The sequence below is a fragment of the Niallia yueguangensis genome (genome assembly GCF_052663115.1).
Window position 1 is genome coordinate 124948 of the sequence record NZ_JBQTCX010000008.1, and the last position, 12613, is coordinate 137560.

The window sequence follows — 12613 nt, forward strand, 5'->3', positions numbered from 1 at the left end:
TTTTTCTCATCTTACATTTTATTTGTTATAACTATCCACTACCGCTTTTACACTCTTCATTACGCCTTCTTTAAGGGCTGTTAATTTTGCAGTGCTTTCTTTTAATGAAGAGCTTGTAACACTGAAATAGAATTTCGCTTTTGGTTCTGTACCTGATGGACGTAGGCAGAACCAAGATCCATCTTCTAAATGGTATTTAATAACATTTGATTTTGGTAGATTGATTACTGATTCGGTTAAACCTACTAGTTTTTTGCTTGTTAAATAGTCTTCAACTGAAACTACTTTTAATCCACTTACATTTTCGATTGGCTGCTTGCGGAATGTATCCATAATGTAGGCAATCTGTTCTGCACCGTCTTTTCCTTTAAGAGTAAGAGATTCTAAACCTTCTTGATAGAATCCGTATTTTTTAAATATTTCTAATAAGCCTTCATATAAAGTCAGCCCTTTTGATTTATAGTAAGCGGCCACTTCTGCAGCAAAAATGGCAGACTGAACAGCATCCTTATCACGAACAAAATCACCAATCAAATATCCGTAGCTTTCTTCATAGCCGAAAAGGAAAGTATGCTCTCCTGTTTGTTCAAATTCTTTTATTTTTTCACCAATAAATTTAAAGCCTGTTAATGTATCGATTGTTGGTATGCCGTATGCTTTTGCAATCGTTCTGCCAATTTCAGATGTAACGATTGTTTTGATGACCACACCGTTTTCTGGGAGCTTGCCTTTTGCTTGTTTTTCCAATAATAAATATTCAAGCATTAATGCACCTAACTGGTTTCCTGTTAACACAGTGTATTCACCATTTAAATCCTTTACTGCCACTCCAAGGCGATCTGCATCGGGATCTGTTCCAAGAAGAATATCTGCATCAATTTCTTTTCCATATTGAATGGCAATTTCAAATGCTGCATGCTCTTCTGGATTTGGTGATTTTACGGTTGAAAAATTAGCATCAGGCAGCTCTTGTTCTTTAACAACGGTTACATTTTCAAAGCCAAATGCTTTTAATCCATCACGAACCGGTTTATTTGCTGTTCCATGTAATGGAGTAAAGACAATTTTCAAATCTTTTACTTCTGCTAAAGCGCCATTTAATTGAATCGTTTTTACCTTTTCCACATAGGCTGCATCTACATCTGCACCAATATAAGTTAATAAGCCTTTTTCAAGCAGTTCTTTCTCTTCTAACACTTCAATCGTTAATTCATTTTCTACGGCATTTACATACTTAATTATCGTATCGGCCGCTTCTGGAGGAAGTTGACCACCATCTTCTCCATATGCTTTGAAGCCGTTGTATTCAGGAGGATTGTGGCTTGCTGTAATCACTACTCCTGCAAACGTGTTTAAATAGCGGACAGCAAAGGATAATAAAGGTGTTGGGCGCAATTCTTCAAATAAGTATGATTTTACCCCAAGTTTCCCAACCACTTTAGCTACTTCTAATGCAAATTCAGGTGACTGATGACGAGAATCGTATGCAATCGCAACCCCGCGATTCATCGCTTCTTCTCCTTGTTCTACAATATACTTACCAAGCCCTTCGGCGGCTTTGCGAATAGTATAAATATTCATTCGATTAATTCCAGGCCCCAATTCACCACGCATTCCACCAGTGCCAAATTCTAAATGTTTATAAAAACTATCTTCCAATAATTTTTCAGATTGTTGCAACTCTACTAATTTTGCTTTTAATTTAGGTTCTAATTCTGAAAAACCAGTCCATTTTTCAACAATATCTTTATAAACCATATTCCCTGATGCCCACCTTTTGTATAATATTTAATCTACGTTAACATTACCTAAAATTTGTATATAAGTAAAGCGTTTTTATCAATTACCCTATACGTTTCCCTTTTATAGAAACGATCATGAGTTCCCCTCACATTCCCTTATGTAAAAGTGAATAAGCAATTGCGGACTCCCACAATAAAAGAGGCGCGAGCGGAGCAAACCATTCTACTACTAGATAATGTCCTACTTGTCCCATATCGCTACTTGAACGCCGCTCTTATTTGAAATAACACATAGAGAATACAACGAACCTTACAAGTATATAAGCGATAGCTTTAAGGTCTTTATTAAAGGCTGTTTTCTCAAAGTTTGTTGATTTTCATATGAAAAATGGGAGAAGCAGTGCTCAGCAGACTGAATACACGTAGACTCCTGTGGGAATGCGAGAAAGACGAGACCCCACAGGAGCGTATGCGACGAGGAGGCTTGTCGCTCGCCCACGGAAAGCGAAGTGTATTCAGGCTGCGAGTTTAAAAACAACATTCTATACGAAAACATCCTTATTAACTTGTTTACTCAGAATCTAGCCTTTTTTAAAATGCAAAAGAACTACATCTGAATTTGTCATCCTAAACTCCCCTTTTCCTTAATATATGTTTCATATTTCTACTTGATTAAACTACTCGCCTAGTTTTATTATATGTCGCATAATCAGCTAAAAGAATACGCGTGTTTCGAAATTTCGGCAGCACGTATACCATCTACAAATAAACCTCTCCATTACTATAACAAAATAATTTTATTCCGTTTTTTTATTTTTTTATCAATCTAAATATATATATAACCTTAAATTGTCATCAGCACGGTCGATAAATAATGTAAAGATTATATAATTATCTTGAAGAATACACTATTTAAGGAGAAGAGGAATTAGATGAATTTAAGTATTAAACAAAAATTAATTGGGAGCTTCTTATTGATTTCCCTGCTTTTTGGTATAGCTGCCTTTAATTCTTATACGAATGCTAAGAAAACGGATGAAGCATATAATTATGTTATTAACACCGTCATAGAAACGCGTTCTATAACGGAACAAATTCATACAAATATCGCCTTGCAGACAAGTTATTATCAAGGATATATGCTGAATCACAATTCGGAAGATAAAAATCAATTAAATGAAGCAAGTGCCACCATTCAATCATTAGTAGAAAAAGGAAAAAAGCTGGCTACCATCCAGGAAACAAGAGATCGATTGGCAGAAATAGAGAGGGTAAATGATCAATATGTCGAAATAGCAAATTCCAGTATGGATAGAGCAGCGAACAAAGAAGGAGACCTTCAAAACGACTTAAAACAAATGGATGCACTTTCCAATAATTTAACAGATCAAATAGAATCTTTTAAAACTTGGTTAAAAGACGAGAGATTAAACCCTGTATTAACTAAGACGAAAAAGGATTCTCAAACTCGCATCACGTATATGATTATTTTTAGCGTATCAGCTACGGCATTAGCTATTATTATCGGTTTAACTTATTCTTTATTCTTATCAAATACGTTAAATAAACTAAAAGATGCGACAAAAAAAGTAGCAGAAGGAAACTTAAATATTGAAGAAATTACGATAAAATCAAAAGACGAACTGTTTGAATTAAATGAATCGTTTAATCAAATGAAACATAATCTTACAGATATGATTCAAAATATTTCTGCAAACTCAGATCATGTTGCTGCATCTGCTGAACAATTAAATGCAAGTGCAGAACAATCAAGCAAAGCTTCCGAAACAATTGCATCGTCCATACAGCAAATTGCAAGCGGAAATGAATTTACTACTTCCAGCATTCAAACGAATACTCAAAACGTTGCATATATTTTAGAAAATATTTTAAAAATTTCACAGGATACGAAATTTGTATCTGAACTATCACAAACAGCTACACATAAAGCAGAAGAAGGAACCGTTTCTGTTCAAAACAATTTATCCCAAATGGAATTTATCCAAGATTCTGTCACTCGCATCAATACAGTGATCACCTCTCTTTCTGAACGGTCAAAAGAAATAGGGAATATATTAACCATTATTAGCAGCATTGCAGAGCAAACAAATTTATTAGCATTAAATGCAGCGATTGAAGCTGCTAGAGCCGGGGAGCATGGCAAAGGATTTTCCATCGTTGCAGATGAAGTCCGCAAATTAGCCGAACAATCCCAAACATCCGCTAAAAGCATTGCGGAATTAATTCTAGCGATTCAAAAAGAAACACAAGAGTCTGTAACCGTTCTTCATGAGGCAATGAGTACGGTCCAAAATGGGGTAGAAATTTCAAAAGAAACCGCACAAACTTTTTCTGAAATTTTAAACAGCACAAAAAATGTTACGCCTAAAATTGAACAAGTAACTGAAACGCTTTCCGATATTACAAAAAGTGTAAAAGAAGTAGATTCTATAGCGAATGAAATTGTAACTCTTTCCAAACAAAATGCAGCTGATACAGATGATGTAGCTGCATCAACAGAGGAACAATTAGCTTCTATGCAGGAAATTACTGCTTCAGCTGAAGAACTGGCAAGAATGGCAGAAGAACTTACCGGACTGGTGGGAAGATTTAAATTATAAGAAAAGTGTAATCTCCTTGATCAGCTTTATAGAAAATTGTTCTCATGACTCAAGATAGAGCTTTAGAAGCAGTGCCCTAAATTTTTTAGAGCACTGCTTTTTTGCTAACGCTCTTTTCGTATAGATTGTTGTTATTTAACCCACAGCCTGAATACACTTCGCTTTCCGCGGACGAGTGCCGAGCCTCCTCGTCGCCATGCTCTGCTTAAGTCTCGTCTTTCTCGCTTTTCCCGCAGGAGTCTACGTGTATTCAGGCTGCTCAGTGCTTCAGCCATGTTTATTATTTTTTTCAAAAACAACAAACTTTTAGAAAACAGCCTTTGCTAATTTCTTTCCTTTTCGATGGAAGCTGCTTTCCAAATGCTTCGGATAAAATACAAAACAACTAGCAACGTTAATCCACACAATAACAAAAACAAATAATGAAAGCCGGACATTACTTGTTCAAAGCCTGCATGATGCGGACTGCTCATCCATTCTTCCATAGATACATTCAACCAGCTATTCATAAATGTAATACTAATAGCAGTACCAAGCACCATTCCAATGTTTCTTAATAGAGCAATCGTACTGCTCATCATCCCTAAGAACTGGATTGGAACATAAAACATCATGATACTATAATTAGGAGAGGTTAAGATTCCCATTGAAAAACCAAGTAAACTGAAAAGAAAAATGAGCGTTGGCAAGGTTGTTGTTTCAGATAATAAACTTAAACCTATCATACTTGCACATAAAAGACTTAATCCAACCAACACAACTTTTATGCTTCCATACCGATCTGATAAGGAACCGCTAACCGGTCCAAATAAAGCTAACAATAGCGGATAACACATTAATAACAAGCCTGATTGATCAGCAGAATAGCCAAGTATTCCCCTTAAATAAAATGGTAATATGACCATTGAAGCAAAAGTAGCACAATAGCTGATGATTAAAATAATTCCTCCTGCCCGCACCATGCCAGAAGAAAAAATCCGCGGATGAATAAACGGATGCTCCACCCGTTTACTCCAATAAATAAAACCGAAAAAACTACCTATACTGAGGATAAAAATAAAGATCAAGTATGAATAAACGATCCCTTCCCCAATGCTGTTTAACACAATAACAAAAGAAACAATGCTTATACCAAATAATACACTTCCTAAATAATCAAAGGAGGATGTTTGCTGCTTTCGATCTGTCGGAATAAAACGCTGTGCCACCAAAAAAGCAATCACACTGATAGGAACAATTGTCCAGAAAAGCATTTGCCAAGTAAAAGCATTAATGATAAAACCACCGACAGACGGACCTAATAATGCACCGATGCCAACAGACGTACTAATAATCCCCAACGCTTTTCCCCGATGTTTGTCCGGATAGGAATCGGTAACAATCGCCATATTTACAGCTTGCAGCATAGAAGCACCGATGCCTTGTATGATTCGGCATAAAATAAGTACCGAAATCGAAGGAGAAAGGGCAGAAGCACTTGCACCAACGGCAAACACAAGATATCCAACATTATGTATTCTCTTTTTCCCGTATCGATCAGCCAATTTCCCCATAAAAGGCAAAAAAAGCATGATAGAGAGTAAGTATCCATTCACAATCCATTGTGTCAATGAAAGAGAAGAAGAATAATAAATGGAAATATCGGTAAGTGCAATATTCACAAATCCAGCAGAAAAATGAGAGAGAAAGGCTCCTGCACAAACAGATAGAAGCAAGAAGATAGAATGAGATTTATTTTCTTCTGCTTGGCCCATCCTGTGTGCGGATATAAAGTTGGAAAGATCTCCTTTTTTCATGATCATCACCTTTTTAACAGAGGGGATACTTCCCCTCGTTTTTACTCCATACTTATAGTGCGTATTCAAAAAGGTAACAAATTAGAAGCAAGAAGGTCGAGGCGGCGTAGCTTTGAGCAACACAGCGGACTTCCACAGGATGTGGTGACTTCAACGTTGCTAACAGGACGTGAGCGTTTTTAGTTGAAGATCCCCTGTAAATACGTGAGTAGCGGAAAAGCAAGCCAACGAAGAGATTCGCCGCTTATCATTTGGTGCCTTTTTGAACATCATCTTATAGGCATATTCTTAATAAGTACAAAATATTCCCAAATGTAAAGTTAATTATTTTGTTTTGCATGGATGATTACATCCTCCGAACTCGCTACCATTCCAAAAAATTGATCGATATTTTGCAACGTCATATCATGAGCTTCTTTTGAAAAAGCTGCCGTACAATCGGATAAAAAAATAATATCGTAATCAAGCATAAACCCATCCCGAGCAGTCGATTCCACACATACATTTGTACTGACGCCAGCCATCAATAATGTTTCAATTTTCATTGAACGGAGCACAGAATCTAATCGTGTATGAATAAACGCACTATATCGATGTTTTACTACTACGATATCTTTTTGATCAGGAGCAATCTCATAAAAACCTGCTCCCCATGTATCTTTTCTGCATACATCTGCCTGACTTTTATCTTTCAATCGTTTTTTCCAAGTAACTGAATCTGTACAATCTTCATGAATGGTTTGAACATAGATAATTGGGACATGCAAATCTTTTAATTCAATAATGAGCTTTTTTAAAGAGGGGAGCATCTTATCCACCATGCTGACATCCAATCCCTGTTTAGCTAAACTGCCTTCTTTATGACAAAAATCATTTTGAACATCTACAATAATTAAAGCAGCTTTTTCAAGATTCCCAGTTGTTTGCACACTATTACCTCTTCTCTTTGATTTTTCCTTATATGGGAGCTAATCCTTCCTATTATCTGTAATTATTTACTTCGTATCCGCCATTAACTCAACATTTGTATGATTTACGGCTTGGCTGTTTTCTCAAAGTTTTTTGTTTTTCACGTGAAAAAATGGGGAGAAGAAGTATTCAGCAGACTGAATACACGTAGACTCCTGTGGGAATGCGAGAAAGACGAGACCCCACAGGAGCGAAGTGTATTCAGGCTGCGGGTTAAATAACAACAATCTATACAAAAAGAGCATTAAATTTAATTAGCACAATGATAATAGTATTATCGACCTAAAGTTTTTAAATATTCTGTCGATATTATAAAGAAACTTAGCTGTCACCGGGGAGGTATTCTTTATGCGTAAAACCAAAAATTGGATAATAAAACCATCCATCTCAAAAAAATTAATTATTTCATTTTTATTAGTATTAGTTATTCCTAGTTTAATTGTTGGTTATAGCGCCTATCAATCAGCAAAAAGCAGTTTAGAAAGTACTATTTTAAATAGCGCTAAAAGTAATGTAGATGTACTTGATCAATTGATTTCACGGGAAGTAGATGAAAGAAAGACAGATATGGATTATATGGCAAAAGCATTAAATAAAACTAATTTTACCCAAGAAAAAGTTGAGCTGACAAATCGTGTACTAAACCAATATTCCAACTTACATAAAGATATTGAAACGATTTATATTGGAAGTGCAACAGGGCAGTTTATTAATGCGCCAGCAAGAGAAATGGATAAAAATTATGATCCTAGACAAAGAGACTGGTATAAACAAGCAACCAGCAGTAATGGAAACCTAGTAATTACTTCACCGTATACTGCTACTTCAACTGGAAACTTAGTGATAACAATTGCACAGCAACTGGAAGATAAATCAGGGGTTGTTGGCATAAATATTAACCTAGATGAACTTATAAAAATGACAAAACAAATTAAAATCGGGAAAGAAGGATACGCTTATATAATGGATCCCAATAAAATATTTATTGCACATCCTATCGAAAAATTAGGTACTTTTTCTAATCACCCTTTGATTGCCAAGATGTTTGCAGATAAAGATGGGGTTGGCGATTTGTCTTATCAATATCAGGGAGTAGATAAAAAACTTTTCTTTAACACGAATAAGCTAACTGGTTGGAAGATTGCCGGGACGATGAATCTAACAGAAGTAGAAGATGCTGCTGCAGACGTCTTTAATCGAACAGCATTGATTTTACTATTTTCTATACTGATAAGCGGTGTAATTGTTTACTTTATTATTATTTCCATCACACGTCCATTGCGAAAGCTTGTAGATTCTTCTAAAGTAATTAGCGAGGGAGATTTAACGGAAGAAATCACAATACGCAGGAAAGATGAAATTGGACAGCTTGGCGAGAGTTTTAATGAAATGTCTGCTTCCCTGCGTACATTAATAACGACAATAACTGCTTCTGTTGATAATGTAGCTGCATCTTCAGAAGAGCTGACTGCGAGTGCAGCGCAAACGAGTAAGGCAACTGAACATATTACACAAGCAATAGAAGCATATGCTAATGGACAAGAAACACAGTCCGAAGAAGTCGAAAGAAATGTATCACAAATACAAGAAATGAATACTGGCTTACAAAATGTTGCTGCGACGACATCCAATATTACACAGGAAGCCGTTCATTCTACAAAAATTGCAGAAAAAGGCGGAACACTTGTACAACAAACTGTAACACAAATGAATTCCATTGAATCTTCCGTAAAAAGTGCAGAAACCGTTGTAAAGGAATTAGGGAAGAAATCATCTGAGATTACGAAAATACTAGAAACGATGAATGCTATTGCTGATCAAACAAATTTATTAGCATTAAATGCAGCGATTGAAGCAGCAAGAGCAGGTGAATCAGGAAAAGGGTTTGCAATTGTAGCAGAAGAAGTCCGTAAATTATCAGAACAGTCTTCTAATTCCGCCAAAGAAATTGGGACATTAATCCATTTAATCGTTCAAGAAATAAACGTTAGCATTGAGACATTTGGACAAATGACTAAAGAAGTACAATCAGGTATTGATATTACGAAACAAACAGAGGAAGGTTTCCAAGTACTTTTCCATTCAACCGAGAAAATTGCTCATTACCTTGACGATATGAACGCGACGGTAGAACAGATGTCAGTCGGTTCGCAGCAAGTATCTGACGGTTTCGACCAAATTGCAGCCATTTCTAGGAAAAGCACTTCCTCGACACAAGAAATAGCAGCCTCTGCAGAAGAACAATTAGCATCGATGGAAGAAATCACTGCTTCTGCAAACATGCTTGCTTCTTTATCAGAAGAACTACAATCACTAATAAAGAAATTTAAAATAGAATAATTAAGATAAAAGGACACTAGTATATGAGGGTTAGTGTCCTTTCGCATGTATATCATAAGGAATCTTTATATATTCACAATCGTTCTCCCTTTTACTTTGCCTGCTAAAATAGCCGGCAGTGTTTCTGGCAATTCACTTAGTGTTACTTCTTGGTAGACAAAGTCGGATAAATTTTTAGGTTTTAAATCTGTCGCCAATCGATCCCATATGTTAATGCGTTCTCCCGTTGGACAATACACGGAGTCAATACCAAGTAAGTTAACTCCACGAAGAATAAACGGAAATACACTTGTAGGAACCTCTCCGCCACCAGTTAATCCACTAACAGCAACAGATCCTTTGTATTTTATTTTACTGATAATAGCAGCTAAAGATTCACCGCCAACAGGATCAATGGCGCCTGCCCAAAGCTGCTTATCAAGTGCTTTTATCGTTCCGTTATACACATCTTCTCTGGAGATAACTTCCTTTGCCCCAAGCTTTGTTAAATACTCTTCTTCATTTTTCCCTGAGCTTGCTACTACATTAAACCCTAGATTCGATAGCATAGCTACTCCAAAACTGCCAACCCCCCCAGTAGCACCTGTTACAAGAACTTTTCCATTATCAGGAGTTAATCCATTATCCTCTAATCGTTGAACTGAAAGAGCAGCTGTAAAACCTGCTGTACCAATAGTCATCGCTTCTTTTAAAGAAAGTCCATCTGGAAGCGGCACAATCCAATCAGCCGGAACCCGGGCATATTCACTATAGCCCCCAGAATGAGAAACGCCGATATCATAACTTGTTGCAATCACTTTATCTCCTTCTTTATATCGTTCATCTTCAGAAGAAACAACAACTCCTGCCAAATCAATGCCAGGAATATGGGGATAAGACCTTACTATTTTTCCATTTGGAGTAGCAGCAAGTCCATCCTTATAGTTGATGCCAGAATGATAGACTTTGATGACAACCTCTCCATTCGATAAATCATTTAAGCTTATATCTTTTACCTTTACAGAAAAATCATCTTCTTTTTTATCTACAACTACAGCTTGAAAAGTCGTCTCCATTTTTGTTCACCTCGGTTTCATAGTAGCAACATGCTAAGAGCTAGTCAAAACAAATGAATTACACTACAAATACAGTAATAACAGTGATTGAATAAGGGTTTTATCAAATCATGCTGTATATAAATGGATGGCAGCAATTTGGATATATTTGAAACTTTTTCCTGCATCTTTTCGTATAAAATGTACAGGAGGTGTTAACAAATGAAAAAATTCATCTTCGTACCGATTACACTACTTATGATTTATTTCCTTTTCCCAAAGACCGCTATGGCCGTGGAATATTCTATTAGCTCTCTTAAAATTGAAGCAAATTTACAAAAAGACGGAAATGTACAAGTGTAAGAAATACAAACCTATTCTTTCGATGGAGAATTTAATGGCATAACGAGAGAAATTTTCCCCAAAAAAGGGACTTCTATTACAAATTTTGAGGCAAAAGAAAACGGAAAACCGTTAAAAGTAGAGAAAGAAGATAATTTATATCGCATTTATCGTAAAGGTTCGGATGAATCCATTGTGGTAAATCTTTTTTATACGATTAAAAACGGAGTAGATGTTTATCCAGATGTCGCCCAGTTTTACTGGCCATTTTTTGATAACAGAAATGAATCGACATACAACAATCTTTCTATCACCATCCATCCTCCTGCACCTACGAAGGATGTTATTGCGTTTGGATATGATGAATCGTTTGGCACTGAAAAAGTAATACCTAATGGATCTGTGTTATTTCAACTAGGGGAAGTTCCTGCTGAAGTAAATGGAGATATTCGTGTAGCATATGATAAAAGTTTGTTTTCAGCAGCACAAAATATTCAGAACCAGCCGATGAAGGAAAAGATTCTTTCGGAAAAAAATAAGATGATAACAGAAGCAGCAAATTATGCAGAAAAACAGGAGAAGGTAACTTCTGTTGGAACGATAGCCCTTCTTAGTTTATCTGTTATACTTTTTGGATCGATGTATATTCTTTTTTTCAAAGGACGAAATAAAAAGAATGCAGTATTACGGAATATCCCTGCTTATTTTACCGTTCCAAAACAAATAATGAGTCTTCCTGCCACTATTTTTTATACAAACCAACGTCAATTGCCAGCAGAAGCAATGGGTGCAGCATTATTAGACTTATTAAGAAAGGGCATCATTGAAAAGAGAAATGAAGACTCCTTCCGAGTATTACAACAGCAGAATGATAGGAAAAAACACGAAAGATTATTAATTGATTTTTTATTTTATACAGTTGGAAATAGAGGCGAATTTCGCTTTGACGATTTAAAGATCTATATAAATAAAAAGAAAAATCATCAAAAATATCATGATTTCCAAGTAAAATGGAATCAAGCAGTGAAAGAGGAATTAAAAGAATATGCTTTATATGAAAAAAATGCACGCGTAAATTGGTATTTTGCTATCCAAACCGTTCTATTACTGCCATGTTTATATTTTTTCCCAGCGTATCAGTTGTTCGGTTTATTATTTGCAAGCACCGTGTTAATCGTAGCTTCTCTTTTATTCGCCCTGCTTTATCGACCAAAAACTTATGAAGGCTTTGAAATTCTGCATCAATGGAAATCATTGCTAAATAATTTTCCTACTATCACAAAAAATGAGTGGGAAAAGCTTTCAGACGATGAACGCATGCGAATATATATTTACGGGCTTGGTATAAACAATAAAAATATTACTCGAAAAAATGAAGCTTTAGCGAAATCTATCCCCTTTCCAAACATGAATCTATCGCATCAAACATCAGAATATCAGGCATTTGATATTCTGACATTCTATTATTTTGGCACCCTTGCTTCCACCAATTTTTATGATGCAAACAAGTCGGTGGAAAAAACAATGCATGGAAGCTATGGCAGCTCTAGTTCCTTCACAGGCGGTGGCGGTGGAGGCGGCGGTGGTTCAGGAGCATTTTAAAATAATGACCTACCTTGTATATTGACCATCCGTGTAGAACGGATGGCCTTTTTCGTTATGGTTTATGATGTCGGAACCAGTGAGGTTTTGGGTTTACTTGTTTGGTGAAAACAGAAAGTAAAGTACCTTTAATCGCAAGTTTTGAAATTATACTATTCACAGGAAAA

Annotated in this window: 8 protein-coding genes; 4 read left to right on the plus strand and 4 right to left on the minus strand. The window is 36.0% G+C overall.

Annotated elements, in window-relative coordinates; all coding sequences use genetic code 11:
• Positions 1-18: 18 nt before the first annotated feature.
• Positions 19-1758 carry a phospho-sugar mutase gene (locus ACTYA4_RS09665; protein ID WP_443481888.1) on the minus strand — a complete coding sequence of 580 codons (1740 nt, stop codon included), beginning with the start codon at positions 1756-1758 and terminating at the stop codon, positions 19-21.
• A gap of 916 nt (positions 1759-2674) precedes the next feature.
• Here ACTYA4_RS09665 and ACTYA4_RS09670 point away from each other — a divergent pair.
• Positions 2675-4363 (plus strand): methyl-accepting chemotaxis protein, encoded by a 1689-nt coding sequence (locus ACTYA4_RS09670; protein ID WP_443481889.1) that lies wholly within the window; start codon positions 2675-2677, stop codon positions 4361-4363.
• A 323-nt stretch (positions 4364-4686) separates the two neighbouring features.
• On the opposite strand, the gene ACTYA4_RS09675 is transcribed toward ACTYA4_RS09670, so the two are convergent.
• Together ACTYA4_RS09675 and ACTYA4_RS09680 are read right to left on the minus strand one after the other, a co-directional pair.
• The gene (locus ACTYA4_RS09675; RefSeq protein ID WP_445505616.1) at positions 4687-6159 is read right to left on the minus strand and encodes an MFS transporter; all 1473 of its coding nucleotides are present in this window, start codon (positions 6157-6159) and stop codon (positions 4687-4689) included.
• Positions 6160-6479: 320 nt separating this feature from the next.
• Complete coding sequence (locus ACTYA4_RS09680) at positions 6480-7088, minus strand: cysteine hydrolase family protein (RefSeq protein WP_443481891.1); 609 nt, start codon at positions 7086-7088, stop codon at positions 6480-6482.
• A gap of 388 nt (positions 7089-7476) precedes the next feature.
• Between ACTYA4_RS09680 and ACTYA4_RS09685 the strand changes: the two genes are divergently transcribed.
• Complete coding sequence (locus ACTYA4_RS09685) at positions 7477-9468, plus strand: methyl-accepting chemotaxis protein (protein WP_443481892.1); 1992 nt, start codon at positions 7477-7479, stop codon at positions 9466-9468.
• Positions 9469-9533: 65 nt separating this feature from the next.
• Here the strand turns inward: ACTYA4_RS09685 and ACTYA4_RS09690 are convergent, their stop codons facing one another.
• Complete coding sequence (locus ACTYA4_RS09690; protein ID WP_443481893.1) at positions 9534-10523, minus strand: NADPH:quinone oxidoreductase family protein; 990 nt, start codon at positions 10521-10523, stop codon at positions 9534-9536.
• 201 nt (positions 10524-10724) lie between these two features.
• Between ACTYA4_RS09690 and ACTYA4_RS09695 the strand changes: the two genes are divergently transcribed.
• Together ACTYA4_RS09695 and ACTYA4_RS09700 are read left to right on the plus strand one after the other, a co-directional pair.
• Entirely contained in the window at positions 10725-10865 is a 141-nt protein-coding gene (locus ACTYA4_RS09695) for a hypothetical protein (RefSeq protein WP_443481894.1), read from the plus strand.
• A gap of 3 nt (positions 10866-10868) precedes the next feature.
• Positions 10869-12446: a DUF2207 family protein gene (locus tag ACTYA4_RS09700; protein ID WP_445505623.1), complete on the plus strand. Its 1578-nt coding sequence runs from the start codon at positions 10869-10871 to the stop codon at positions 12444-12446.
• Positions 12447-12613 lie beyond the last annotated feature (167 nt).

Excerpts from the sequence above, each read along its gene's own strand:
- ACTYA4_RS09665 (WP_443481888.1), bottom strand. The coding sequence starts at position 1,758 with ATGGTTTATAAAGATATTGTTGAAAAATGGACTGGTTTTTCAGAATTA.
- ACTYA4_RS09670 (WP_443481889.1), top strand. The coding sequence starts at position 2,675 with ATGAATTTAAGTATTAAACAAAAATTAATTGGGAGCTTCTTATTGATT.
- ACTYA4_RS09675 (WP_445505616.1), bottom strand. The coding sequence starts at position 6,159 with ATGAAAAAAGGAGATCTTTCCAACTTTATATCCGCACACAGGATGGGC.
- ACTYA4_RS09685 (WP_443481892.1), top strand. The coding sequence starts at position 7,477 with ATGCGTAAAACCAAAAATTGGATAATAAAACCATCCATCTCAAAAAAA.
- ACTYA4_RS09690 (WP_443481893.1), bottom strand. The coding sequence starts at position 10,523 with ATGGAGACGACTTTTCAAGCTGTAGTTGTAGATAAAAAAGAAGATGAT.
- ACTYA4_RS09695 (WP_443481894.1), top strand. The coding sequence starts at position 10,725 with ATGAAAAAATTCATCTTCGTACCGATTACACTACTTATGATTTATTTC.